Here is a 26,256-nt window from a genome sequence, read left to right on the forward strand (position 1 = left end):
TTTTCACGAAAAATTGATAGTGACCTGCCTAAAGTTTGTGTTGCCGTAGCACAGTAGTTTTTCAAACTTTCCTGCGGTATTTGCTTTCCATAGCGCAACTTCCAGGAAACTTTAAAACCTCATGCTGACCATTAAACCCGTGCGCCCCGAGTGGGTGACGCTGGTCGCCAGTGTCTTTTTATTAGTGGGCTTCAACGTTGTGCTCTGGCAGCACCTGCATACCATTACGGCAGGTGACGGCGGGGGCATGCTGATCGGCGTGGCGTTTGCGGTGCTGGTGTTGTTCGCCTTCAATCTGGTGCTGACACTGGTAGCGTTCCGTGGGCTGCTCAAGCCTGTGCTGATGTTGCTTTTTCTGATCAGCGCCGGTGTGGCGTACTTCATGGCTCAGTATGGCGTGCTGATCGATGCCGGGATGTTTCGTAACTTTGCTGAAACCAATGCCACAGAGGTGCGTGATTTACTGTCGTTAAAGTTGTTTGCTTACCTCGGTTTATTAGGCGTGTTGCCGTCCTGGTTGTTATTTAAAACGCCGATCAGCTATCGCCGCTGGCCCAAAGAATTGTTAAGCAAGTTAGTGGTGAGTGGGGTGTCGGCGGCGGTGATCGGCATGGTCGCCCTGGCCAATTACCAAGGGTTGTCTTCATTGTTTCGCAATCATCATGAATTGCATTTGATGGTGGTACCGAGCAACTACATCGGTGCGTCGATCGGGTACTTGCGTGAACAGGTCGCGTCGGCCAAACAGCCCTTCATCACCTTGGGTGAGGATGCGAGTCGTAATCCGGTCTGGCAAACCCATGCCCGCAAGTCCCTGACCGTACTGGTGGTGGGGGAGAGCGCCCGTGCCGAGAACTTCGGCATTCTGGGCTATAACCGCGATACCACGCCGCAACTCAATCAAGAAGCCGGCCTGATCGCCTTCACTGATGTGCACTCCTGCGGTACGGAAACCGCGGTATCGGTGCCGTGTATGTTTTCCAACATGGGCCGCAAGAACTACGACGCCAGCAAGGCCAGGAACGAAGAAGGCCTGCTCGATGTGCTCAAGCGCGCCGGGCTGGAGGTGATCTGGCGTGACAATCAGTCGGGCTGCAAAGGCACTTGCGACCGGGTCACTGTGCAGGATGTCAGCAATCTCAAAGACCCGGCCCTGTGCGCCAACAGTGAGTGTCGCGACGAAATTCTGCTTCAGGGCCTGCAGCATTTCATCGACACCCTCGACAAGGACACCGTACTGGTGCTCCACCAAATGGGCAGTCACGGGCCGGAGTATTTCAAGCGCTATCCCAAGCAATACGAACATTTCACCCCAGTGTGCCAAAGCAATGCGCTGAACAATTGCAGCCGCCAGAGCATCGTCAACGGCTACGACAACACGCTGGTGTACACCGACCATGTGTTATCGACCCTGATCGACCTGCTGCGGGCCAATCAGGACAAGGTCGACACAGCGATGCTGTACCTGTCCGACCACGGCGAGTCCCTGGGCGAGTACAACCTGTTTCTCCATGGCACGCCCTACATGCTCGCCCCGGAACAACAGAAACACGTGGCGATGCTGGCCTGGTTTTCCGACAGCTATCAGAAATCCTTCTCCGTCGACACCCATTGCCTGCAACTGAGCCGGGACAAGCCCTTGAGCCAGGACAATCTGTTTCATTCGATGCTCGGGCTGCTGGAAGTCAACAGCAGGGTCTACAACCGGGACCTGGACCTGTTTGCCGGTTGCCGTGGCGCGGTCATTGACGGGGTATTGGCCCGGCAGTGAGCGCCTCGACTTTTTTTTCACGTACGGGTGGTTAGCCTGTTCCTATTCATCTTTCCCAAGAGCGGTTGGTATGTCTGGGCAACCCCCATCCCCCGTAGAGATCGAGTTCGCCAGGCATCATGACCGGGAACACGCGCGCATTTGCCGTCAAGCGGCGCCCAGGCGACTGCGCCTGGCGTTCTGGCGTGACGAGCAATTGGTCCGCAATGCCTTGAAAGCCGCCGGTGAACCGGGGCTGGTGCTGGATGTGACCTGTGGCGCGGGCCGGTTCTGGCCGGTGCTGGCCGAACATGCCAACCGGGTGATCCTGGCGGCGGACCCCTCGCCAGACATGCTCGATCACGCCCGCACCCACCATGGCGGCGCGTTGCTGGAGCGGGTCACGACCTTTCCCAGTTCGGCATTCACCCTCGGCCTGTCGGCTAACGCTGTGGACTGTATTTTGTGTCTGCAACTGTTTCGGCACGTCAAGGCCAGTGAGCATCGGCTGGCGCTGTTGCGCGAATTTCATCGGGTCAGCCGTGACACGGTGATTGTGTCGGTGCAAATTGAAGGTCGCCTCAACATCGGACCTGCGCCGCACCGCGGCCTGGCGGACAAGGCTGAAGTTGAAGCCGAGTTCCGCCAGGCCGGTTTCACCCTGCTGTGGTACCAGGATTTTCTGCCCGGGTTTGCGCTGACGCGGGTTTATGCGTTGTGCAAGGCCGGTTAATTCCCGATGTAGGACTATTCTTGCCTTCGCGCAGGCGATTTCTCTCAGGCTCCCGCTCTATGGATGCTCGCAATCGCTGACGGCGATATATACTGCGCGCCATTCTTCAAGGGAGAGCCGTGTGGCCATCGATATTCACTGGATTCGCGACAACGATAGCCTCGGTCAGTTTTGCGCCCAATGGCAGCAGTTGCCATTCGTCGCCCTCGACACTGAATTCATGCGGGTCGACACGTTTTATCCCATTGCCGGTTTGTTGCAGATCGGCGACGGCGAGCGTGCCTATCTGATCGACCCCTTGACCATCGACAACTGGAAGCCCCTGGCCGCGTTGCTGGAAAACCCGGCAGTGCTCAAGGTGTTGCACGCCTGCAGCGAAGACCTTGAAGTGCTGCTGCGCTTGACCGGCAGCCTGCCTGCGCCGCTGTTCGACACTCAATTGGCCGCCGCCTACCTGAACCTGGGTTTTTCCATGGGTTATTCCCGGCTGGTACAGGACGTGTTGGGCATCGACTTGCCCAAGGGCGAAACCCGCTCTGATTGGTTGCAAAGACCCCTGTCGGAAACGCAGATCAGCTACGCCGCTGAAGATGCAGTGCATCTGGCGGAAGTTTTCGTACAGCTACGCCCGAAGCTTTCTGACGAAAAATACGCCTGGGTCCTGGAGGATGGCGCCGAGCTGGTGGCCAACCTGCGTCGCGAAGTCGACCCCTATGAGGTTTATCGCGAGGCCAAGCTGGCCTGGAAACTTTCCCGTGCCCAACTGGCCGTGCTGCGCGAGCTATGCGCCTGGCGCGAGCGGGAAGCGCGGGCTCGTGACCTGCCGCGTAACCGGGTCATTCGCGAGCATTCGCTGTGGCCCCTGGCCCGCACTCAGCCGGATAACCTCGGTGCGCTGGCGAAAATCGAAGACATGCACCCGCGTACCGTGCGCCAGGACGGCGAGTTCCTGCTGGAGCTGATCAAACGCGCCGCCAGCGTGCCGCCCGAACAATGGCCGCCAGCCGTGGCCGAGCCCTTGCCCATCGAGGCTTCGGCGCTGGTCAAGCGTCTGCGGGCACTGGGGCAGGTTGAGGCCGAGCGCCTGGGAATCGCCCCTGAACTGATGCTGCGCAAGAAAACCCTCGAGGCGCTGATCAAGAGCGGCTTTCCCGAGGGCCCTTACCAATTGCCCGATTCGCTGCGTGGCTGGCGCCGCGAATTGATGGGCCAGGCGCTGCTCGATAGCCTGGCCACCGCCGGAGAACAGCCTTGAAACGTATCTGCTCGATCTACCGAAGCTCGAAGAAAAACGAGATGTACCTGTATGTGCTCAAAAGCGATGCCCTGGAGCGTGTGCCCGAGCCCCTGATGGCTGCCTTTGGCAAGGCGATCCATGCCTTTGACCTGGTGCTGAGCCCCGAGCGCAAGCTGTCGCGGGAAGACATCAACCTGGTGCTGGAAAACCTCGATACCCAGGGTTATCACTTGCAGATGCCACCGGCTGAAGACGAATACATCGAGCATCTGCCGGAAGAGTTGCTGCGACGCAACGACCCGGTCTGACGGTACCCCGAGGCACCTTTCCCGGGCCTCTTGAAACACTGGAATGGTTTATTGGCGATGGCCGCAAGGATGGAGCGACACTCTGTCGGCGGTCGTCTGCATAGTTTTTGAAAGGTTTGATCCATGCGCGTTCTGATTGCCGAACACGATCACGCGGTGTACGCCCAGCTTCTGCGACAGGCTGCACCCGATATCCAAGTCCTGACCAGTGGCGACTCCGCCGAACTGTCGCGACTGGCCGCCGACTGCCCGGTCTGGCTGGGCCAGCCCGATCTGCTGGCCACCCTGTTGCGTCAAGGCCATCAGCCCCAGTGGCTGCAATCGACCTGGGCGGGCATCACGCCGCTGCTGGCCGAGGGCTTGACGCGTGATTATCGCCTGACCCGTGCGGTGGGCATTTTCGGCCAGGTGATGGCCGAGTACGTCCTTACCTATATGCTCGGTCATGAGCGCGAGGTGCTGGCGCGGCTGGTCAGCCAGGTCGAGCGCAAGTGGGACAACCGTCAGGGCCAGAGTCTGGCCGGGCGCAAGGCACTGATCGTCGGGACCGGCGATATCGGCCAGCGGGTAGCGCAGTTCCTGCTGCCGTTTGGTGTGCAGCTGTATGGCATTGCCAGCGAAGCCCGGGAGCTGGCGCCGTTCATCGAGGTCGGGGCGCTGAAGGATCTGCCGCGCATGGTGGGGGAGGTGGATTATGTGATCAACCTGCTGCCCAACACGCCGGACACCCACGATATATACGACGCGACGCTGTTCAGGCAATTCAAACCCACCGGGCTGTTCATCAATGTCGGGCGCGGCGTGGCCGTGGTCGATGCCGATCTGGTGCAAGCCTTGAAGGAAGGGCACCTGGCCGGCGCGGTCATTGACGTTTGCCGCCAAGAGCCGTTGCCACAGCGGCATCCTTTCTGGACGGCCTGGGGCCTGTTGCTGACCGGCCATAGCTCGGCACCGACGTCGCCGGCGATGATGGTGCAGTTGTTCCTGGAAAACCTGCGGGCCTACCAGGCCGGCGAAACCTTGCGCGGGGAAGTGGATTTCGATCGGGGATATTAGACCGAGCCAATCAACTTGTGAGAGCGAGCCTGCTCGCGATAGCGGTTTGCCAGTCGGCATCAATGCTGGCTGATCCGGCGCTATCGCGAGCAGGCTCGCTCCCACAGTGATCTTCAGCGGTCACCCCATCGGTGTTCTCGGCCAATCCATTTACGGACTTCGCCAACACAACGCCCTACCGACAGTCGCCCATGCTTGGCCTGAAGAGGCCCCGGCACTAGACTGACGGCCTTTTCACCATCTGATGCTGATTGCTTGAGCCATGGCCGCCAAAGTCGAACCGTTCTGGATACGTAAAACCCTCGATCAGCTTGATGCGCAGGAATGGGAATCGCTGTGTGACGGCTGTGGCCTGTGCTGCCTGCAAAAACTCGAAGACGAAGACGACAACAGCGTCTACTACACGCGCATCGCTTGCAAATTGCTGGACTTGAAAACCTGCCAGTGCACCGACTATTCCCGGCGCCGCGACTTTGTTCCCGATTGCATCCAGCTCACACCGGGCAAGGCCGATGAGTTCAAATGGTTGCCACCGACCTGCGGTTATCGTCTGGTCAGTGAGGGCAAGGATCTGCCGTTATGGCACCACCTGGTCTGTGGCGATCGCGATGCCGTGCACCACGAACGCATTTCCCAATCCGGGCGCATGCTGGCCGAAGGCAGCGTGCCCGAGGACGATTGGGAAGATCATCTGATTTTTCGCGCCGGCTGAATGCCGGGCATCGCACCATCAGGGAGAACCCATGGCAGCAGGATTGAAAAGGATGCTCGCAGCCGGGCTGTGGGCGGTGTGCGGGCCGCTGTGGGCGGCGCAGAAAGTCGATCTGGATTATCACGTGCACCTGTTGCCGCAAAGCGATCAGGCCGAAGTGCGCCTGACCCTGGCGCGGGGTTCGGCAGTGCGCAGCCTGGACTTCGACCTCGGCGATGGCAGCCGCTACAGCCACTTCAAGGCCGACGGTCAATGGCAGCTCATCCCGGGCAAGGACACACGCGGCGTTTGGCGTCCCAGTGCCGACAAGGCGAGCCTGAGCTATCGCGTGCGCATCAGTAATACTCGCAAGAACGGTACGTTTGAAACCCGTATGACCCCGGGATGGGGGCTTCTGCGCGGCGACGATCTTGTGCCGCCGGCCAAGTTGGATCAGCAGGATGGCACTGAGCTGGTGTCACGTTTGCAATTTGAACTGCCCGACGGCTGGAAAAGCATCGAAACGGCCTGGCCGCGCATCGGCAAGCAACGCTTTCGCATCGACAACCCCGCGCGGCTGTTCGATCGTCCCACCGGCTGGATGCTCGCCGGCAAACTCGGCAGCCGGCGCACACGCCTGGGAGAGACCGAGGTGACGGTGGCCTCACCCCAAGGCCAGGGCATGCGCCGGATGGATGTGCTGACGCTGCTGACGTTCGTCTGGCCGCAAGTGCAGGCGTTGGTGCCGCGTCATCCCGGCAAGCTGCTGATCATCGGCGCGTCAGACCCGATGTGGCGTGGCGCCCAGGCCGGGCATGAATCGATTTATCTGCACAGTCGTCCGCCGCTGGTCAGCGAACGCGGCAATAGCCCGATGTTGCGCGAGTTGGTGCAGATGCTGGCGCGGGTCAACGATCGTGAGCGCAGTGACTGGATCAGCGAAGGGCTGGCCGAGTATTACGCCATCGAATTGCTGCGTCGGGCTGGCGGCATGAGTGATGAGCGCTACCAGAGCCTGAACGACCGGTTGGCTCGGGACAGCAAAGGCGTCAGCACCTTGCGTGGCGAGCAGGTCCGCCCGGCGACGGTGGCCAAGGCGGTGTTGCTGTTGCAGGAGCTGGACCGCGAGATTCGTTTGAAAACCCGCAACAAGCGCTCGCTCGATGACGTGCTGCACGCCGCCATGCGTCTGGAGACGGTTGATACCCAGGAGTTTGTCCAGCTCAGCGAGAGCGTTCTGGGGGAGAGTTCTACTGTGCTGGATACTCGGTTACTTCAGTAATACCGCTATCGCGAGCAGGCTCGCTCCCACATTGACCAGCGTTACACTCAAAATGTGGGAGCAAGGCTTGCCCGCGATGGGGCCATCAGCCAGTAAAATCAAAGCCCAACCTTCGGCGAACTCAACGAGTCATTCCCCGTCACTGTAGCCGTGCTGGTCGCGGCCTCGGCGCTGGCTTTCATGCGGCTCAGCTCATCACCGGCCTGCTCGATGCGGGCACGGGCGTGGTGCAGGTTCTGACGATTCTTTTCCAGCAAGGTCTTGGCCGAGCAGTGCCCGGTGATGCCGCGCGCCAGGGCCATGCCGCCGATCGCCAGTTGGGCCAAACCGATCACGCCGCCACGGCGCAAGCCCTTGCCCATCATCAGGACTCCGCCGGCCAATGAGCCAATGCGTTCCCAGCCATGCACGTTTTGCGGCGGATGAGACTGGAAAGGGGTGGTCTCAATCGGCTCGAACGGGTTGTTATCGCTCATGATCTGTCTCCGGTGTGGGGTTGGTATAAAACTGACTGCCCGAGCGATTCCCTTGTTCAATCCAATTGCGCACCGATCAGCGGAATTGCGGCCCCGAACGGGTGTTATTGCCTTTGGCCATGCGGTCGTACAACACGACGTTGACCGTGGCCGCCAGGTTCATGCAACCGGTGGTGGGGATGTACACCACGTCTTCGCACCAGTCACGGATGTCTTTATCCAGCGAGCCATCTTCCGGGCCGAAGATATACAGCGCCCGGTCCGGGTGAGTGTATTCGGGCAAGGGACGAGCACCGTCCACCAGTTCCACGGCCACTGGCACACAGCCCAGGGGCAGGATTTTTTTCAGGTCATCGATGCCGATCAACGGGATGTCGTAGTGGACTTTCTTGGTGTCAGTGACGAAGTCGGCGGCGCGCTCATAGCGTTTGCCGGTGTAGAACACCGATGCCACGCCGTAGCAGCCGGCGGCGCGCATGACCGAACCGACGTTTTCCGGAGACTTGGGGTTGAACAGACCGATGCAGCTGTAGCGTTTGTTGGCCACGGGCGGGGTGCCTTTGGGGAAAAGGCGCGATTATACGGGGATTGGAAGAGGGGGGGCAGTTTGTAGATTGATGGTGATCGTTTGATTGCCATCGCGAGCAGGCTCGCTCCCACAGTGGATTCGTGTTGTTCGCAAAATCCTGTGGGAGCAAAGCTTGCTCGCGAAACAGCCGGCTCGGTTTCTGAAAGACCGCATCGGCTTCATCGCGGGCAAGCCTTGCTCCCACATAAATCCTCTCGCCACAAATGGCTGGCTACTCGTCCTTTTTCATCAACCCGGCCAGTGCGGCGAACGGGTTGTGGGTCGCCTTGGCGATTTTCGGGGTGCTCAGGGAGCCGTCGCCGAAATATTGCTGGTCGGTGTAACGCGAGTGTTCGTTGTCGTGGCAGTACAGGCACAGCAGTTCCCAGTTGGAACCGTCCTGCGGGTTGTTGTCATGGTTGTGGTCGCGGTGGTGAACGGTCAGTTCACTCAGGCGCTTGCCGGAAAACTCACGGGCGCAGCGGCCACAGACGTGGGGGTACATTTTCAGGGCTTTGTCGCGGTAACCCATTTCCCGGTCACGCTGGGCATCGGCGAGGATGCGATCCAGCTTGGCGGTGTTGGACGGTGGCGTTGACGAACTCATGGGTTCACCTTTGTAAAAAAGACTGATGACGGTTGAACAGAGTTTAGCTCAGCCCTTGAGCTTCTCGGCAATCCAGATGGTGTGGCGAGTGCCTTTGTTGCCGTGGGCGAAGACTTGCACCTCTTCGGCCTTGAAGCCGGCCTTTTTCAGTTTGTCGGAAAACTGCCGGTCGGCGCTGGCCGACCATACTGCCAGCACACCCTTGGACCGCAGGGCCTTGGCGCAGGCGGCCAGGCCGCCAGCTGAATACAGCCAGCTGTTGGCTTTCTGCGTCAGGCCTTCGGGGCCGTTGTCGACGTCCAGCATGATGGCGTCGAAGCCCTGGGGTTCGGCTTGCAGCACCTTGGCCACATCTTCCATGCGGATCACGGTACGCGGGTCCGACAGTGGGCGACCGGCCTTTTCGCCCAAAGGGCCACGGTTCCACTCCACCACGCCGGGCACCAGTTCGGCCACCACCACTTCGGCATTTTTGCCCAGGTGCTTGAGCGCCGAGGCCAGCGTGAACCCCATGCCGAGGCCACCGATCAGTACGCGCGAGCCGGGACGGCCGGCAACCTTGCGGCAAGGAATCTCGGCCAGGGCGTCTTCGGACCCGTGCATGCGCGTATTCATCAACTGCCCGCCGTCACCGCCCTGGATCTTGATGACGAAGTCGTCGCCGTACTCGAACAGGCACAGGGCGCCGCCGTTGTCAGGGATGGGGGTGGTGTCCAGTAGAACGAAACGTTTCATGGATGTCTCATGCAAAGGAAGGGCAAAGCGGCGCGGTAAGGACTAGCCTGAAGACAGACAATCGCCACGGAGCCATTGATGAAGCGCACCATTCTAACGGCCATTGCCCTGGCAGCGCTCTCGATAAGTTGGGTGCAGGCCCAGCAGCCCACGATTCCGGTGAGCCCACCGAGCATTCCCGGTTCGCCCGGCACCCCTACACCGATGCCATACCCGCCGGTCACGCCCAGCGGCGTACCCACGCCCGGCCCCGGAAGCGGACCGCCGTTGCTACCGCCAATCGAAATGCCCAAGCCGCCCAAGGACCAGCCGATACCGGGCATGGAGCCGAAACCACCGAAGGCCAAGTCGCCGGGGGGGTAGGCCCAATGCTTGTTAATGAGATCACTGAATGGCAAAAAACTTGTGGGAGCGAGCCTGCTCGCGATAGCGATAAACCGGTCAACATTGATGTTGGCTGATCCGACGCTATCGCGAGCAGGCTCGCTCCCACAGGTTCTGCATTTCAACTGACAGAGGAGAGCTAAACCTGCTGCGACAACAACTGCCCATCGGCCATGCGCAGGCGCTTGGACAGGGAAACGGCGAGGGCGCGGATGATCTTGGCGGCGATCTTCGGTGCATCGTTGAGCATTTTTTCCAGGGAATCCTTGCCCAGGTTCAGCAATTGGCAATCACTGGCGGCGATGCAACTGGCCGAGCGCCGTTCTCCGTCCAGCACCGCCATTTCCCCGAATGCCCGGCCGCTGCGCAGCGTGGCGATGGTGACGGGTTGACCGTCGGGGCCGGTTTTCTGCACGGCCACTTGCCCTGAATGGATGATGCACATGAAGCTGCCGGCATCGCCCTCGCGGAAAATCGCTTCCCCTTGGGCAATGGCGCTGATGCTGAAGTAGCCCGACGCCGCGGCGAAGTCGACAGGCTGCAACTGGTCGAACAGGCCGCAGTCCATCAGCCAGTCGCGGATTTCGTTGTTCAGTAAGGTCGGTTCTGACATGTCGTCACGGTCTTTTTCTTGTGTCTGGGGCGGTTGCAAGGGTTTGGATGTAAGGCGATTCCTTTGTGGGAGCAAGGCTTGCTCCCACATTGGGTGGTGGTATCAGAGCCCTGCGCATGGAGCTAAGACCCGGCCATCCCACGGAGTTCCTCAGACCAACCCCAAAACCTTCAAAACAAATGCATATTCGAGGGCTACGTCACGTAACCCCTGGTAGCGCCCGCTCATTCCGCCGTGGCCGGCGCCCAGTTCGGTCTTGAGCAGCAAGGGGTTGTCATCGGTCTTGGTGGCGCGCAATTTCGCCACCCATTTGGCTGCTTCCCAATACTGCACGCGGCTGTCGTTGTAACCGGCGATCACCAGCAGCGCCGGATACGCCTGGGCGCTGACGTTTTCGTACGGGGCATAGGCCCTGATCCGATCATAGACGGCGGGCTCCTCGGGATTACCCCACTCGTCGTATTCGGTGACGGTCAGCGGCAAGTCCGGGTCGAGCATGGTGTTAAGCACATCGACGAACGGCACTTCGGCAATCGCCACCTTGAACAGATCCGGGCGTTGATTGAGCACCGCACCGATCAACAAGCCACCGGCACTGCCGCCGCTGATCGCCAGTTGATCGGCGCGGGTGACGCCATTGGCGATCAAATGCTCGGCGCAGGCGATGAAGTCGCTGAAGGTGTTGTGTTTGTGCTCCTGCTTGCCGGCGCGATACCAGGCTTCCCCCAGCTCACCGCCACCACGCACATGGGCAATGGCAAACGCCACGCCGCGATCGAGCAGGCTCAGCCGCCCATGGGAAAACCATGGATCGAGGCTCTCGCCATAGGCGCCGTAGCCATACAGGTACAGCGGCACCGGCTGGCCGAGGGCCTGGCGCTTGACCACCAGGCTGATGGGCACCTGCGTGCCGTCTGGTGCCGTCGCCCACAGCCGCTGGCTCACGTAGTCATCGGCATCGAATGGACCCAGGACCGGGGTTTGCTTGAGTACGACCTGTTCGCCGCTGGCCAGGTCCAGTTGGCGAATCTGTGCCGGACGGTTCAGCGCCTCGTAGCGCAAGCGAATGCGGGGGCTGACGAACTCCAGGCTGTTCTGCACATGCAGGCTGTAGGCCGCGTCCGGCAGTTGCACCCGATACGCCGGCAAACCCTGTGGGTGAACTTCGATGATGGGCAGGCCGCCTTCACGCAGGCTCAGGGTCATGGCGCTGGCGTTCAGGCTCAGGCCGTCGATCATCACCGTGTCGCTGTGGGGGATCAGGTTCTGCCAGTCGGCCTCGGTCGGCGCCAGGCCCGTGTCGGCAGCTTGGTACAGCGCGAAGTTGATCCCGTCGCGGTTACTGCGGATCAACCAGCTCCACTGACCGTCGAGCAAACCATGGTCGACGTCGTATTCATGGTCTTCCACCCGTGGCGCCAGGCAGGTGAAAGGCTGGTCTGGCTGGGTGGCGTCCAGGACCCAGACTTCACTGGTGGTTTTGCTGCCCAGGGACAGGATCAACTGTTTTTCCGAGCTCGAACGGTAGCAATGCAGGAAAAAACGTCCGTCCGGCTCATGAAACACTTCTTCGGCCGCCGTTCCGTCCAGGCGATAGCGCCAAAGTTTGTGCGGGCGATGGGTGTCATCCAGCTCACCAAAGAACAGCGTCAGGCTGTCATTGGCCCAGGTCATGCTGCCGTCGCAATCCTCAAAGGACAGTTCACTGACTTTGTCATTGGCCAGCTCTTTGACGAACAGGGTGTAAATCTCGTCGCCAGTAGTGTCCAGGCTGTAAGCCAGACGCTGGTGGTCGGGGCTGATGCTGAAGGCACCCAGGGAAAAGAAACCGCCGCCAGCCAGCACGTTAGGGTCCAGCAACAATTGCTCGCGGCTTTCATCCACCGTTAGGCTGTCGTCCACCGGACGCGGGCAGCGGTAGTGACGTGGGTATTCGTCCCCGGCCGTGGTGCGGGTGTAGTACAGGTACGGACCCCAAGGCGAAGGCAGGGACAGATCCGTCTCCAGGATCCGGCCCTTGATTTCCTGGAACAGGGTTTCGCGCAGTTCGGCCTGGTCAGCCAGTTGCGCGTCCTGATAGCTGTTTTCAGCCTTGAGGTAGTCGAGCACGGCGTCGGTGTCGCGCTCCTGCAGCCAGGCGTAGGGATCAACACCGGGGTCCCTGCGGGCAATCGGGGCGTTGCAAACGTGGGCAGATAGGGGCATGAAAGGCTCTCGAACGTTGTACGAAATAGGGACTGATGGCCGGTGTGGTTAGTTCGGTCAGCCACCTGCGGCGGCAGAAATTAACCGACAGATACTGCGGCACAGACCACTCGACAGACGCCGGGGCAGCCTGACGAGCGAAAAGCCGTTACTATAAGCGCCTATTTGCCTGCCTTGCCATGGACACCATGACCGAGAACGACTATCTGATCGCCTGGGGCCTCTATGCCTTCGCCGCCCTGGGCTGCCTGCTGGTATGGATGCGCATGACCCGCTGGATCTGGCGCTGGTTGCGCGAGCCCCTGCGCCTGTTGATGGCGGTGTTGCTGTTCAGCCCCACTATCGTCGACCCCGTGAAGGAACAGGTTGCTCCGGCCCTGGCCATCGTTGCCCTGGACGTGCTGTTCAAGGTCGGCAACAACGCCTGGCGTGCGGTATCCGATCTGTTCATGTACGGCATGATCGTCTTTGGTCTTTATTTGATCTTCGTGCTGATCCGCTTCCCCATCGAGCGTGCAGCCAGCGCTCGCAAGGAAAAAGCCGCTGCCGCCAAAGCCGCCGCCGCTGCCGATGAACTACAGGATGAGCAGCCGTTCGGCGTGGCGGGTGATGACCGTTACGGTCGCCCGCCAGTACCGAGCAACCCTCAGCGTTCGCGCATCGAACCGCGGCTGTAGCCAGGCTTGTCCCATTGAAGCGAGGGTCCGAGCATGTGTGAGTTACTGGGCATGAGCGCCAACGTGCCGACCGATATCGTGTTCAGCTTCACCGGGCTGATGCAGCGTGGCGGCAAGACCGGACCGCACCGGGACGGCTGGGGCATTGCCTTCTATGAAGGTCGTGGCCTGCGCCTGTTCCAGGACCCGGCCGCCAGCAGCGAGTCGGAAGTGGCGAACCTGGTGCAGCGCTATCCCATCAAGAGCGAAGTGGTGATCGGGCACATTCGCCAGGCCAATGTCGGCAAGGTCTGCCTGTCCAACACCCACCCGTTCGTACGTGAGTTGTGGGGCCGCAACTGGTGCTTCGCTCACAATGGCCAACTCGCCGATTTCCAGCCGGGCGCAAGCTTCTATCGTCCGGTGGGCGATACCGACAGCGAGGCGGCGTTCTGCGATTTGCTCAATCGCGTGCGCCAGGCGTTCCCGGAACCGGTGGAGGTGGAGCAACTGTTGCCGTCGTTGATCCAGGCCTGCACCGAATACCGCAGCAAGGGCGTGTTCAATTGCATGCTCAGCGATGGTGACTGGCTGTTCTGCTTTTGCTCGACCAAACTGGTCCAGATCACCCGTCGCGCGCCGTTCGGCCCGGCGCGGCTCAAGGATGTGGACGTGATCGTGGATTTCCACGCCGAAACCACGCCCAATGACGTGGTCACGGTAATTGCCACCGAACCCTTGACTGAAAACGAAACCTGGACCCGCTACGAACCGGGCCAATGGAGCCTGTGGCGGCGCGGCGAATGCGTCAGCCATGGCCAGACCGAATAAGGACTTCACGATTATGTTGCTCAGTTATCTACGGCTGGTGTTGTTCGCGGTAGGCCTGTTGGTGGGGGTGCAGGTGCCTGGTTTCATCAGCGATTACGCCAAGCGGGTCGAGGCGCACCTGATCGAAGCGCAGACCGGACTGAAAGGCTTCCAGGGCACCGCCAACCAGTTTTTCAAGGGCGACATGCAAGCGCTGGTGGCTCACTACCGTGCCAGCGAAGACCCGATCTTTCGCAGTGATGCTGACAGCCTGAACACCTTGCTCGTCCGTCAGCAGGCGTTGGACAAGCAATTCCAGGCGATGCAGGGGCCGTGGTACATCCGTTTGCTGCAAGTGGCACTGGCCGCTGACCCGGAAATTCGCAAGGAAACCTGGAACGGCTACAGCTACCAGATTCTCCTGACCCCCGAAGCGATGATCTGGGGCCTCAGTGGCGCCATGTTGCTGTCGTTTGGCCTGGAGTGCCTGTTCCGCCTGATCGACTGGGTGGTACTGGGCGGCAGGCGTCTGCGCCAGAGCCGGCCGATTGAAGAGCGCGATTTGCGCGGGCTGTAACATCGCTCGGAGGCTGAAAGCATCGCGAGCAGGCTCGCTCCCACATTGGACTCGAGACCCTGTGGGAGCGAGCCTGCTCGCGATAAGGCCCTAAAGGGCAGAAAAAATCTTACTTGGAAAGAAACCGCATCCCTTCTTCCAGCCCTCGCAAGGTCAGCGGGAACATGCGGTCCTCCACCAGTTCGCGCACGATGTTGGTCGACGCGGTGTAGCCCCAGGTGTCCTTCGGGTATGGATTGATCCAGATGAGTTTCTTGTACTTCTCCATGAAGCGCTGCATCCAGACATACCCCGGTTCTTCGTTCCAGTGCTCGACGCTGCCGCCGGCCTGGGTGATTTCATACGGGGCCATGGCGGCGTCGCCGATGAAGATCACTTTGTAATCGGCGCCATACTTGTGCAGCAAGTCTTGGGTCGAGGTGCGTTCGGAAGTGCGGCGCAGGTTGTTTTTCCACACTGATTCATAGACGAAGTTGTGGAAGTAGAAATACTCCAGGTGCTTGAACTCGGTCTTGCAGGCCGAGAACAGTTCTTCGCAGATTTTTACGTGGGCATCCATCGAGCCGCCGATGTCGAACAATAACAGCAACTTGACGGTGTTGCGTCGCTCCGGGCGCATCTGGATATTCAGAAGGCCGGCGTCCCGGGCGGTGTGGTCGATAGTGCCATCGATGTCCAGTTCTTCGGCGGCCCCCTGGCGGGCAAACTTGCGCAGGCGGCGCAGGGCGACCTTGATATTACGGGTGCCCAGTTCCACCTGGTCGTCCAGATTCTTGTACTCGCGCTGGTCCCAGACCTTTACGGCTTTGCCCTGGCGCTTGCCGGCGTCACCGACGCGGATGCCTTCGGGGTTGAAACCGCCGGAGCCGAACGGGCTGGTGCCGCCGGTGCCGATCCATTTGTTGCCGCCGGCATGGCGTTCCTTCTGTTCTTCCAGGCGTTTCTTGAATTCCTCGATCAGCTTGTCCAGGCCGCCCAGGGACTGGATCTGCGCCCGCTCTTCGTCGGTCAGCGAGCGCTCGAACTCCTTGCGCAGCCAGTCTTCGGGAATCAGCGCCTGGAGATGATCATCGAGTTTCTCCAGGCCATTGAAGTAGGCGGCGAACGCCCGGTCGAACTTATCGAAATGCCGTTCATCCTTCACCAGGATCGCCCGGGACAGGTAATAGAACTCGTCCATGTCGGCGAAGATCACCCGCTGTTTCAGGGCGTTGATCAGGTCCAGCAGTTCACGCACCGACACCGGCACCTTGGCGGCGCGCATTTCATTGAACAGGTTAAGCAGCATGGCAATCGCCCTCGCTCTTGTTGAAACGAAGAGGGTTCAGCGGGTGCCACGGCGGCTCATGAACGCCAGGCGCTCGAGCAGTTGCACGTCCTGTTCGTTCTTGACCAGGGCACCGGCCAGAGGCGGAATGGCCTTGGTTGGGTCGCGCTCGCGCAGCACCGCTTCGCCGATGTTGTCGGCCATCAGCAGCTTGAGCCAGTCCACCAGTTCGGAGGTGGAAGGTTTTTTCTTCAGGCCCGGCACCTTGCGCACGTCGAAGAACACGTCCAGCGCTTCGCTGACCAGGTCTTTCTTGATATCCGGGTAATGCACGTCGACGATTTTCTGCAGGGTGACGCGGTCGGGGAAGGCGATGTAGTGGAAGAAGCAGCGGCGCAGGAAGGCGTCCGGCAGTTCCTTTTCGTTGTTGGAGGTAATGATGATGATCGGCCGCTGTTTGGCCTTGATGGTTTCATCGGTCTCGTAGACGTAGAACTCCATCTTGTCGAGTTCTTGCAGCAGGTCGTTGGGGAATTCAATGTCGGCCTTGTCGATCTCGTCGATCAGCAGAATCACCCGCTCTTCGGACTCGAACGCTTCCCAGAGCTTGCCCTTCTTCAGGTAGTTGCGCACGTCGTGCACCTTGTCCACGCCCAACTGCGAGTCCCGCAGGCGGCTGACCGCATCGTACTCGTAGAGGCCTTGATGGGCCTTGGTGGTGGACTTGATGTGCCAGGTGATCAGGCGCGCGCCGAAGGATTCAGCCAGTTGTTCGGCCAGCATGGTCTTGCCGGTGCCCGGTTCGCCCTTGACCAGCAAGGGACGTTCCAGGGTGATGGCGGCGTTGACGGCCAGCTTCAGGTCATCGGTGGCCACGTAGGCGCTGGTGCCTTCGAACTTCATCTGTAATTTCCTCGAACGTGACGCCGGCCTGACGAGGCGGGGCGCGCGAAATAAATGTCGTGCCCGACTATAACGCGGTGCCCCGCCGACTGTGAACGCAGACGCTGTATTCAGTCTCTGAATGGAGCGTCACATGTTGACTCAGTCGGCCGACGGCGGCGGCTGCTCATACCGGGCATTGAAGGCCTGGACGAAACCGTTGCGCAGGATCTGGAGGAAGGCTTCGAAGGCGCTGATGTCCTGCTGATGGACATTGCCGCTGAGTTCCACCCGGGTGGCAAACTGGTTCTTGCGCTGGTTCTTCAGGGCCGTTTCTCCCGCGCCCACCAAGGCCTCCCAGACCGAACGGAAGATGTTCTTTTTTTCGTTTTCCACATCCTGCTGCCAGTCGAACACGTCAACGTCGCGCAATAGCGGTTTGATGTAGCCGCTGAGCTGGGCGTTCTCGGCTTCTGCCTCCACCACCAGATCGCCATGGCCGGCATTGAAATCGAATTTGCCATAGGCCGCGGCGAAATCGTTGAGGCGCTTGAGTTCGATGTCCCTGGCGCGCAAGCGGAAGTCGAAATCCTCGAAGTCGCTCAACGGGTCGAAGGTCGCCTGCACTTCCAGCGGCGCATGTTCGGCCACCAGGGCCTTGCCCTCGAAACGGGCGTCGCGCTTGCCTTCGGTGTCGACCACGTTGGTCAGGTTATAGAAGCTGGCATTGACGTCGGTAGCCCGCAGGTTCACGGGCGGCTTGGAGTTGAAGTTGCGAAATGTCACCTTGCCATCCCGGATCCGCACTTCGTTGAAGGTAATGGGCAGCAGCTTGCTCAGTTGCTCGCGCCAGTTGGTGCCCCTACCGGTCTGGGAGTTCTGCCGGTCGGCTCCGCCGTCGACGAAATTCACTTCGGGACGGACGAACTCCGCCTCGGCCACCACCGCATGGTCGTACCACAGCGAATGCCAGCTGACCGACAGGTCTATCAGTGGCGCCTCGACAAATGGCACGGGAACCTTGCCGTCGACCTTGACGATCTCCAGGCCGTTGATCCGGTAGGCCCCGCGCCAGAGCGCCAGGTCCACATCGGTCACCTGGCCGCGGTAGTCACCCATGTCGGCCAGTTTGTCGTTCAGGTAGTCGCGCACCAGGAACGGCAAGGTGAAATGCAGGGCCACCAGCACCGCAACGATGGCGGCGAAAGTCCACAGTGGCCAGCTGTATCGACGCTTCATTTCAGTCAGTCTCCCGCGTTGTTAAAACATTGACTGTTGTAACAACTGGAACGTTCGGTGCAACTGGACGCCCATGGGCAACAGGCATACCTTTAAGCGCTAAATCCCCGCTGCATTAAGGACCCAGTCATGAGCCGCATATTTGCTGACAACGCCCATTCCATCGGCAATACGCCACTGGTGCAGATCAATCGCATTGCCCCGCGTGGCGTGACCATCCTGGCCAAGATCGAAGGGCGCAACCCAGGTTACTCGGTCAAGTGCCGGATCGGCGCCAGCATGATCTGGGACGCCGAAAGCTCGGGCAAGCTCAAGTCCGGCATGACCATCGTCGAGCCGACTTCCGGCAACACCGGGATCGGTCTGGCGTTCGTAGCCGCCGCCCGCGGCTATAAGCTGATGTTGACCATGCCGGCCTCCATGAGCATCGAGCGGCGCAAGGTACTCAAGGCCTTGGGCGCGGAGCTGGTGCTCACCGATCCGGCCAAGGGCATGAAGGGTGCCATCGAGAAAGCGGCCGAAATCCTCGCCAGCGACCCTGCCAAATACTTCATGCCGCAGCAGTTCGATAACCCGGCCAACCCGGCCATTCATGAAAAAACCACCGGCCCGGAAATCTGGAACGACACCGACGGCGCTGTGGATGTGCTGGTGGCGGGCGTCGGCACCGGCGGGACCATTACCGGGGTTTCGCGATACATCAAGAACACCTGCGGCAAACCGATTCTGTCGGTGGCGGTGGAGCCTGTGGTTTCGCCGGTGATCACCCAGGCGATGGCGGGGGACGAGATCAAGCCCAGCCCCCACAAGATCCAGGGGATCGGTGCCGGGTTCGTGCCGAAAAACCTCGATCTGTCGATCGTCGATCAGGTCGAGCGGGTTACGGATGAGGAGTCCAAGACCATGGCCCTGCGCCTGATGCAGGAGGAGGGAATCCTGTGCGGCATTTCCTGTGGCGCGGCGATGGCTGTAGCCGTGCGCCTGGCGGAAAAGCCGGAAATGCAAGGCAAGACCATTGTCGTGATCCTGCCGGATTCGGGTGAGCGCTACCTGTCGAGCATGTTGTTCAGTGATCTGTTCACTGAGCAGGAGACTCAGCAGTAATCGTGCCCCCCAGCGACTGGTGAGCGAAGGTTATTGTGGCGAGGGGATTTATCCCCGTTGGACTGCGCAGTAGTCCCCAGAACAGCTCAGTCACCTCGAGGTGTCAGTTATGGGGGCGCTTCGCAACCCAGCGGGGATAAATCCCCTCGCCACAAGGGTGGGGGGATGTTCAGTTGCGCTGGCCTGGGAGCGGCTCTTTGGTCGCGCTCGCCGCTGGTTTCAATACCAGCCACAGCGCCGCCGCAATCAGCACCCCGCCATACAGGTGCGCCATCCCCAACGGTTCGTCCAGTAGCAATGCCCCCCATAACACGCCGAACGGCGGGATCAGGAAGGTCACGGTCATGGATTTGACCGGGCCAATGGAACTGAGCAGGCGGAAATAAAGAATGTACGCCAGCGCTGTACACACCAGGCCCAACCCCAGCAGCGACAGCCAGACGCTCCAGCCACCCCAACTGGCCGGAGGGTGACTGATGACGCTGTAGCCAAACAATGGCAACAGCAACACCGTGGCGCCGAACATGCTGCCCAGGGCCGCGAGACGGCTGTCCAGCCCGCCTTGATGATCAAGCCAGCGGCGGGCAAGGAACCCGGCGAAACCGTAGCAGGTGGTGGCGAGCAGACAGGAGAGGGCGCCCATCAGCAATTGCAGATCGAAGGCCACCGGCCCCGCGCCGGTCAGGATGCCGACGCCGAACAATCCCAGGAACACACCGCTGACCTTGGTCATGGTGAGTTTTTCGCTGAAGAACAGCGCGCCGATCAACACCCCCATCAAGGGTGTGGTGGCGTTGAAGATTGCCGAGTAACCGGCCGGCAGCACCTGGGCCGCCAGCGAATAAAACGTCGCCGGAATGCCCGAGTTGATCAGGCCCAGCACCATCACGATTTTCAGCTTGCCGCGAAAATTCCAGTCGATACGCATCAACGCCAGGATCACCAGCAAGCCGACAAAAGCGATGGACACGCGAAAAAATGCAGTGGGGATTGTGCCAATGACAGGGGCGATAATGCGCATGAACAGGAAACTGGCTCCCCAGATGGCGGCCAATGACAGCAAACGCAGGATATCAACGGGGTTCACAGCGCATTCCTTCCTTGATCGGGTCGCAAGTGTCGCCTCGCTCAAGACCGATGGCAATGGTTGCGTTGCCGCGCGATTGGCCTCTAAGCTCAGTCGCCAATAACAAGCATGACCCGCCGAGGTTTACCCTATGCCGCAGCCATGGCCCGCCGCCGATATCGCCCGTTCGATCCTCGAAGGCTTTGACGATTACCGTGAGCATTTCCGGCAGATCACCGATGGCGCCCGCGCCCGGTTCGAGCAGGCCCGTTGGCAGGAGGCACAAGAGGCGTCTGCGGCGCGGATCAACTTGTATGAAGAAAAGGTCTTCGAAACCGTCGCCCGCTTGCGCAAGGCTTTCGCAGCCGAGGCGCTGATGGACGTCAGTTGCTGGCCGCTGGTCAAAAGCGCCTACATCAGCCTGATCGACCTGCGTTTCGACGATGAGCTGTCCGAGACCTGGTACAACTCGATCTTCTGCGGGCTGTTCAGCCATGACCTGATCAGCGACGGCACCATGTTCATCCATACCACCCGGCCCAGCCTGCGCCGCGCCCGAGCCGCCCAGACCCGTACCTACAAACCTGAGGGCCAGCTGGACCGGATGCTGGCGGCGATTTTCGCCGATTACCGTTTCAGCGAGGATTACGCCGACTTGCCGGGCGATTTGCAGCGCCTTGAAGCCCAATTGCGGGAGAACCTGCCCGACTGGGTCTGCAAGGACCCGCAACTGACGGTGGAATTGTTTTCGTCGGTGCTCTATCGCAACAAGGGCGCCTACCTGGTGGGCCGGATCTATACGCAGGACGACCAATGGCCGTTGGTGATCCCGCTGCTGCACCGCGAAGGCCGGGGCATCCAGATCGATGCGCTGATTACCGACGAGGCGCAGGTGTCGATCATTTTCTCGTTCACCCGTTCTTACTTCATGGTGGACGTGCCGGTCCCGGCGGAATTCATCGGCTTTCTCAAGCGCATCCTGCCGGGCAAGCACATCGCCGAGCTGTACACCTCCATCGGTTTCTACAAACACGGCAAATCCGAGTTCTACCGGGCGCTGATCAACCATCTGGCGAATACCGACGACCAGTTCATCATGGCCCCTGGTGTACGTGGCATGGTCATGAGCGTATTCACCCTGCCGGGCTTCAACACCGTATTCAAGATCATCAAGGATCGTTTCTCGCCGTCGAAGAACGTCGACCGCGCGACCGTGATCGAAAAGTACCGGCTGGTGAAAAGCGTCGACCGGGTCGGGCGCATGGCCGATACCCAGGAATTCGCCGATTTCCGCTTTCCCCTGAGCAAGTTCGAACCGGCATGCCTGGAGGAACTGCTGGACGTGGCGCCGTCCACGGTGTCGGTGGAAGGCGACACGGTATTGATTCGTCACTGCTGGACCGAACGGCGCATGACGCCACTGAACCTCTACCTGGAAAACGCCAACCAGGACCAGGTGCGCGAGGCGCTGGAAGACTACGGCCTGGCGATCAAACAACTGGCGGCGGCCAACATCTTCCCTGGCGACATGCTGCTCAAGAACTTCGGCGTGACCCGCCACGGCCGCGTGGTGTTCTACGACTACGACGAAATCTGCTTTCTCACCGAAGCCAACTTCCGTCACATTCCCCAGCCGCGGACCCCGGAAGACGAAATGGCCTCCGAGCCGTGGTATTCCATCGGGCCGCTGGACGTTTTTCCCGAAGAGTTCCCACCTTTCCTGTTCGCCGACGCGGGGCAACGCAAACTGTTCGATCAACTGCACGGCGAGTTGTACAACGCCGATTACTGGAAGGGCCTGCAAGAGGCGATTCGGGCGGGCAAGGTGATCGACGTGTTCCCCTATCGGCGTAAAGACCTGGACAGCGAATAACCCCGAAATCTGCGCAAAACCTCTGTGGGAGCGAGCCTGCTCGCGATAGCGATGGATCAGCCAGCATTAATGTCGACTGACACACCGCTATCGCGAGCAGGCTCGCTCCCACAAGGGAACAGCGGGCAGGCTGCCATGGGTCGGCGCAGCCTGCGCAAATCTGCGACAATCGGCCCCCTGCACAAACCGACGACCCTTGCGTACCTGATGACTGACCAAGCCCCCGCTATCGACAAACTGCTGAAAAACCTCGACCACGCCATGCTCGCCGACCGTCACCGGTTGCGGCGTCAGTTGCTCGAGCTGCGCAAGAAACCCGACGAGGCCAAGCTGGCCCAGTGGGTGACGCGCATGCAGGCGTCGTGTGATCAGGTGTTGGCGCGCAAGGCCAGCCTGCCGGTCATTCGTTACGACGACAGCTTGCCGATCGCCGCCAAGCGCGACGAAATCAAGGACGCGCTGCTCAAGCACCAGGTGCTGATCATCGCTGGCGAAACCGGCTCGGGCAAAACCACGCAACTGCCGAAAATCTGCCTGGAAATCGGTCGCGGCCAGCACGGTTTGATCGGCCATACCCAGCCGCGCCGGATCGCCGCGCGCAGCGTCGCCAGCCGGGTCGCCGAGGAGCTGGCCACGCCGCTGGGGGCGCTGGTGGGTTACCAGGTGCGGTTCGAAGACCAGAGCGACGCCAACACTCTGATCAAGTTGATGACCGACGGCATCCTGCTGGCCGAAACCCAGAACGACCGTTACCTGGAACGCTACGACACGATCATCGTCGACGAAGCCCACGAGCGCAGCCTGAACATCGATTTTTTGCTCGGCTACCTCAAGACCCTGCTGCCGCGTCGCCCGGACCTCAAAGTCATCATCACCTCGGCGACCATCGACCTGGAGCGTTTTTCCAAGCACTTCGATGACGCGCCGATCGTGGAAGTCTCGGGTCGCACCTTCCCGGTGGACACCTGGTATCGCCCGTTGACCCTGGAGCAGGACGAGGAAGGCAACCGGGTCGAGGACGACTTGACCGTCGACCAGGCGATCCTCGCCACCCTCGATGAAATCGCCGCCTATGAGCGTAGCGAACGCCGCAGCCCCGGTGACGTGCTGGTGTTCCTGCCGGGCGAGCGGGAGATTCGCGACGCGGCGGAAATGCTGCGCAAGGCCCAGCTCAAACACACCGAAATCCTGCCGTTGTATGCGCGGCTGTCGCCAGCCGAACAGCAGCGGATCTTCCAGTCCCACCCTGGCCGTCGCGTGGTGCTGGCGACCAACGTCGCTGAAACGTCGCTGACCGTGCCGGGCATCCGCTACGTGATCGACAGCGGCACCGCGCGCATCAGTCGCTACAGCTATCGCGCCAAGGTCCAGCGCCTGCCCATCGAAGCCATTTCCCAGGCCAGCGCCAATCAGCGCAAGGGCCGCTGCGGGCGGGTCGAGCCGGGGATCTGCGTGCGGTTGTACAGCGAGGAGGATTTCCTCGGCCGGCCGGAATTCACCGACCCCGAGATCCTGCGCACCAACCTGGCGGCGGTCATCCTGCAGATGTTGCACCTGCGCCTGGGGGAGATTACCGATTTCCCGTTCATCGAACCGCCGGACGGCAAGGCCATCAGCGACGGCTTCAACTTGCTGCAAGAGCTGTCGGCGGTGGACCGCAACAGTCAGTTGACCCCGCTGGGCCGCCAGTTGGCGCGCTTGCCGGTGGACCCGCGCATGGGCCGTATGCTGCTGGAAGCGGCGAAACTGGGCAGCTTGCAGGAAGTGCTGATCGTCGCCAGCGCCATGTCGATCCAGGACCCGCGCGAGCGTCCACCGGAGCGTCAGCAGGCGGCTGACCAGGCCCACGCCCAGTGGAAAGACCCCGACTCGGACTTCGCCGGGCTGGTCAATCTGTGGCGCGGTTTCGAAGAGCAGCGCCAGGCCCTGACCGCCAGCCCGCTGCGCAACTGGTGCCGCAAGAATTTCCTCAACTACCTGCGCCTGCGCGAGTGGCGCGATTCCCATCGCCAGTTGAGCCTGATCTGCCGCGACATGCAGTTGAGCCTCAATAAAGAGCCGGCCGATTTCCCGAAGCTGCACAAGGCGGTACTTTCCGGCCTGCTGAGCCAGATCGGTCAGAAAACCGAAGACGGCGACTACCTCGGTGCCCGTCAACGACGGTTCTGGGTTCACCCCTCGTCAGGCTTGGGCAAGAAGCGTCCGCAATGGCTGATGACCGCCGAACTGGTGGAAACCACCAAGCTGTACGCGCGCATGGTGGCCAAGATCGAACCGGACTGGATCGAACCGCTGGCCGGCCACCTGATCAAGAAAAACCACTTCGAACCCCATTGGGAGAAAAAGCGCGGGCAGGTGGTGGCGTATGAGCAGATCACCCTGTTCGGGCTGATCGTGGTCGGTCGCCGGCCGGTGCATTACGGGCCGGTGGACCCGGTGGTGTCGCGGGAACTGTTCATCCGCGAGGCGCTGGTGCGCGGCGAGATCCAGTCCCGGGCCAAGTGCCTGAGTGCCAATACCCAACTGCTGGAGCAACTCGACGAACTGGAAGCCAAGGCCCGCCGTCGCGACATCCTGGCGGACGAGGAAACCCTGTTCGCCTTCTACGATGCGCGCTTGCCGGCCGAGATCCACCAGACCGCGACCTTCGACAGCTGGTACCGGATCAACAGCCAGAAAGACCCGCAACTGCTGATCATGCGCGAAGAAGACGTGCTGGCCCGCGAGGCCAGTGAAGTCACTGCCGCGTACTACCCCGACACGTTGCGCGTCGGTGAGCTGACCTTGCCGCTGAGCTACCATTTTGAACCCAACCATCCCCGCGACGGCGTGACCTTGCGCGTGCCGGCACCGCTGCTGCCCATGTTGCCGCCGGAGCGTCTGGAATGGCTGGTGCCCGGGATGATCGAAGCCAAGTGCATCGCCCTGGTGCGCAACCTGCCCAAGGCCCTGCGCAAAAACTTCGTGCCCGTGCCGGATTTCGTCAAGGCCGCGCTGCAACGCATCACCTTTGCTGAGGGTTCGTTGCCGCAATCCCTGGGCCGCGAACTGCTGCGCATGACCGGCGCGCGGGTCAGCGACGAAGCCTGGGCGGAAGCTGCGCAGCAGGTGGAAAGCCATCTGCGCATGAATCTGGAAATCGTCGACGGCCAGGGCAAGTTTCTCGGCGAAGGCCGTGACCTGGCCGAGTTGACGGCGCGCTTTGCCGAAGCCAGCCAGGCCGCCTTGGCCGTGCCGCAGACGGCGAAAAGCCAGGCGCCGGTGGAAGCGAAAATCTTCGCCCCGGTGGCCGAGAAAACCCAACAGAAGATTGCCGGGCTGTCGATGACGGTGTACCCGGCGCTGGTGGAAGAGGGCGGTGTGGTCAAGGAAGGCCGCTTCCCGACCCCGGCTGAAGCCGAGTTCCAGCACCGTCGCGCCTTGCAGCGGTTGCTGATGCAGCAATTGGCAGAGTCGGCCAAGTTCCTGCGCGGCAAACTGCCCGGGTTGACGGAACTTGGCCTGCTGTACCGCGAACTGGGACGCATCGACAGCCTGGTGGAAGACATCCTGCTGGTCAGTCTCGACAGTTGCGTGCTGGAAGGCGAGGCGAGCCTGCCCCGTGATGGCGCCGCACTAGCATCCCTGGCCGAGCGCAAACGCGGCGGCTGGACCGAACACGCCGAACGCCTGGCGAAGCTGACCCTGGAGATCCTCAAACTCTGGCACGGCCTGCAAAAACGCTTCAAGGGCAAGATCGACCTGGCCCAGGCCGTGGCCCTGAACGACATCAAACAGCAACTCAGCCATCTGGTGTACCCGGGATTTGTGCGCGAAACCCCGCATCAGTGGCTCAAGGAGCTGCCACGCTACCTCAAGGCCATCGAGCAGCGCTTGGAGAAACTCGGCAGCCAGGTGCAGAAGGACCGGGTCTGGAGCGGTGAACTGTCGAACCTCTGGGCCCAGTACCAGACCCGCGCCAGCAAACACGCCCAGGAAGGCAAGCGCGACCCGCAACTGGAGCTGTACCGCTGGTGGCTGGAGGAGTACCGGGTGTCGCTGTTCGCCCAGCAACTGGGCACCAAGGTGCCGATTTCGGATAAGCGCTTGAGCAAGCAGTGGGGGCAGGTGGAGCCCTGACCCCGGCGCAAGACCTGT

24 protein-coding genes are annotated in these 26,256 nt (G+C 61.0%); 14 read left to right on the forward strand and 10 right to left on the reverse strand.

Annotated elements, in window-relative coordinates; translation table 11 throughout:
• Nucleotides 1–121 precede the first annotated feature (121 nt).
• From T3A99_RS23350 to T3A99_RS23380, 7 genes are all read left to right on the forward strand, one after another.
• Nucleotides 122–1,771: a phosphoethanolamine--lipid A transferase gene (locus T3A99_RS23350; protein ID WP_322834839.1), complete on the forward strand. Its 1,650-nt coding sequence runs from the start codon at nt 122–124 to the stop codon at nt 1,769–1,771.
• A 70-nt stretch (nt 1,772–1,841) separates the two neighbouring features.
• Nucleotides 1,842–2,483, forward strand: a complete 642-nt coding sequence (locus T3A99_RS23355; RefSeq protein ID WP_047227946.1) for a class I SAM-dependent methyltransferase — start codon at nt 1,842–1,844, stop codon at nt 2,481–2,483.
• Between the two features lie 121 nt (nt 2,484–2,604).
• Nucleotides 2,605–3,738, forward strand: a complete 1,134-nt coding sequence (rnd, locus tag T3A99_RS23360; RefSeq protein ID WP_139050906.1) for a ribonuclease D — start codon at nt 2,605–2,607, stop codon at nt 3,736–3,738.
• Nucleotides 3,735–4,028, forward strand: coding sequence for a YcgL domain-containing protein (locus T3A99_RS23365; protein WP_047227944.1), 294 nt, complete (start codon nt 3,735–3,737; stop codon nt 4,026–4,028). The genes rnd and T3A99_RS23365 overlap by 4 nt, the downstream gene beginning before the upstream one ends.
• 123 nt (nt 4,029–4,151) lie before the next feature.
• Nucleotides 4,152–5,084 (forward strand): D-2-hydroxyacid dehydrogenase, encoded by a 933-nt coding sequence (locus T3A99_RS23370; RefSeq protein WP_047227943.1) that lies wholly within the window; start codon nt 4,152–4,154, stop codon nt 5,082–5,084.
• A 262-nt stretch (nt 5,085–5,346) separates the two neighbouring features.
• Complete coding sequence (locus T3A99_RS23375; RefSeq protein ID WP_047227942.1) at nt 5,347–5,796, forward strand: YcgN family cysteine cluster protein; 450 nt, start codon at nt 5,347–5,349, stop codon at nt 5,794–5,796.
• Nucleotides 5,797–5,827: 31 nt separating this feature from the next.
• Nucleotides 5,828–7,057: a hypothetical protein gene (locus T3A99_RS23380; RefSeq protein ID WP_274090336.1), complete on the forward strand. Its 1,230-nt coding sequence runs from the start codon at nt 5,828–5,830 to the stop codon at nt 7,055–7,057.
• 98 nt (nt 7,058–7,155) lie between these two features.
• Here T3A99_RS23380 and T3A99_RS23385 read toward each other — a convergent pair whose 3' ends face one another.
• The 4 genes from T3A99_RS23385 to T3A99_RS23400 form a co-directional block, all read right to left on the reverse strand.
• Nucleotides 7,156–7,533 carry a DUF2892 domain-containing protein gene (locus T3A99_RS23385; protein ID WP_047227940.1) on the reverse strand — a complete coding sequence of 126 codons (378 nt, stop codon included), beginning with the start codon at nt 7,531–7,533 and terminating at the stop codon, nt 7,156–7,158.
• A 76-nt stretch (nt 7,534–7,609) separates the two neighbouring features.
• Nucleotides 7,610–8,080, reverse strand: coding sequence for an RNA methyltransferase (locus T3A99_RS23390; protein WP_003184248.1), 471 nt, complete (start codon nt 8,078–8,080; stop codon nt 7,610–7,612).
• Nucleotides 8,081–8,333: 253 nt separating this feature from the next.
• Nucleotides 8,334–8,708: a YajD family HNH nuclease gene (locus T3A99_RS23395; protein WP_003184246.1), complete on the reverse strand. Its 375-nt coding sequence runs from the start codon at nt 8,706–8,708 to the stop codon at nt 8,334–8,336.
• Between the two features lie 48 nt (nt 8,709–8,756).
• Nucleotides 8,757–9,443, reverse strand: a complete 687-nt coding sequence (locus T3A99_RS23400) for a spermidine synthase (RefSeq protein ID WP_047227938.1) — start codon at nt 9,441–9,443, stop codon at nt 8,757–8,759.
• 78 nt (nt 9,444–9,521) lie between these two features.
• Between T3A99_RS23400 and T3A99_RS23405 the strand changes: the two genes are divergently transcribed.
• Complete coding sequence (locus tag T3A99_RS23405; RefSeq protein WP_092458208.1) at nt 9,522–9,806, forward strand: hypothetical protein; 285 nt, start codon at nt 9,522–9,524, stop codon at nt 9,804–9,806.
• Nucleotides 9,807–9,966: 160 nt separating this feature from the next.
• Here T3A99_RS23405 and T3A99_RS23410 read toward each other — a convergent pair whose 3' ends face one another.
• Together T3A99_RS23410 and T3A99_RS23415 are read right to left on the reverse strand one after the other, a co-directional pair.
• A complete protein-coding gene (locus T3A99_RS23410) occupies nt 9,967–10,440 on the reverse strand; it encodes a cyclic nucleotide-binding domain-containing protein (protein ID WP_047228036.1) in 474 nt (157 codons plus the stop codon).
• 150 nt (nt 10,441–10,590) lie between these two features.
• Entirely contained in the window at nt 10,591–12,645 is a 2,055-nt protein-coding gene (locus T3A99_RS23415) for a S9 family peptidase (protein WP_047227936.1), read from the reverse strand.
• 179 nt (nt 12,646–12,824) lie between these two features.
• On the opposite strand from T3A99_RS23415, the gene T3A99_RS23420 reads away from it, so the two are divergent.
• Genes T3A99_RS23420 through T3A99_RS23430 form a run of 3 tightly spaced genes read left to right on the forward strand, consistent with a single transcriptional unit; the run spans nt 12,825 to nt 14,688 of the window.
• Entirely contained in the window at nt 12,825–13,322 is a 498-nt protein-coding gene (locus tag T3A99_RS23420) for a hypothetical protein (RefSeq protein WP_047227934.1), read from the forward strand.
• A gap of 33 nt (nt 13,323–13,355) precedes the next feature.
• Nucleotides 13,356–14,132, forward strand: coding sequence for a class II glutamine amidotransferase (locus T3A99_RS23425; RefSeq protein ID WP_047227933.1), 777 nt, complete (start codon nt 13,356–13,358; stop codon nt 14,130–14,132).
• 13 nt (nt 14,133–14,145) lie between these two features.
• Entirely contained in the window at nt 14,146–14,688 is a 543-nt protein-coding gene (locus T3A99_RS23430) for a DUF2937 family protein (protein ID WP_047227932.1), read from the forward strand.
• A 109-nt stretch (nt 14,689–14,797) separates the two neighbouring features.
• Here the strand turns inward: T3A99_RS23430 and T3A99_RS23435 are convergent, their stop codons facing one another.
• From T3A99_RS23435 to T3A99_RS23445, 3 genes are all read right to left on the reverse strand, one after another.
• Complete coding sequence (locus T3A99_RS23435; RefSeq protein ID WP_076385924.1) at nt 14,798–15,976, reverse strand: vWA domain-containing protein; 1,179 nt, start codon at nt 15,974–15,976, stop codon at nt 14,798–14,800.
• Nucleotides 15,977–16,012: 36 nt separating this feature from the next.
• Complete coding sequence (locus tag T3A99_RS23440) at nt 16,013–16,858, reverse strand: AAA family ATPase (protein WP_003184225.1); 846 nt, start codon at nt 16,856–16,858, stop codon at nt 16,013–16,015.
• 141 nt (nt 16,859–16,999) lie between these two features.
• Entirely contained in the window at nt 17,000–18,076 is a 1,077-nt protein-coding gene (locus tag T3A99_RS23445) for a DUF748 domain-containing protein (RefSeq protein ID WP_047227930.1), read from the reverse strand.
• A gap of 129 nt (nt 18,077–18,205) precedes the next feature.
• Between T3A99_RS23445 and cysK the strand changes: the two genes are divergently transcribed.
• Complete coding sequence (cysK, locus tag T3A99_RS23450; RefSeq protein ID WP_107322095.1) at nt 18,206–19,180, forward strand: cysteine synthase A; 975 nt, start codon at nt 18,206–18,208, stop codon at nt 19,178–19,180.
• 169 nt (nt 19,181–19,349) lie between these two features.
• Here cysK and T3A99_RS23455 read toward each other — a convergent pair whose 3' ends face one another.
• Complete coding sequence (locus T3A99_RS23455; RefSeq protein WP_047227928.1) at nt 19,350–20,267, reverse strand: DMT family transporter; 918 nt, start codon at nt 20,265–20,267, stop codon at nt 19,350–19,352.
• Nucleotides 20,268–20,397: 130 nt separating this feature from the next.
• Here T3A99_RS23455 and aceK point away from each other — a divergent pair, with 130 nt between their 5' ends.
• Together aceK and hrpA are read left to right on the forward strand one after the other, a co-directional pair.
• Complete coding sequence (aceK, locus tag T3A99_RS23460) at nt 20,398–22,119, forward strand: bifunctional isocitrate dehydrogenase kinase/phosphatase (RefSeq protein ID WP_047227927.1); 1,722 nt, start codon at nt 20,398–20,400, stop codon at nt 22,117–22,119.
• Nucleotides 22,120–22,326: 207 nt separating this feature from the next.
• A complete protein-coding gene (gene hrpA / locus T3A99_RS23465) occupies nt 22,327–26,238 on the forward strand; it encodes an ATP-dependent RNA helicase HrpA (protein WP_047228035.1) in 3,912 nt (1,303 codons plus the stop codon).
• Nucleotides 26,239–26,256 lie beyond the last annotated feature (18 nt).

Source organism: Pseudomonas sp. N-137 (assembly GCF_034555295.1).
Lineage (GTDB): Bacteria > Pseudomonadota > Gammaproteobacteria > Pseudomonadales > Pseudomonadaceae > Aquipseudomonas > Aquipseudomonas rhizophila.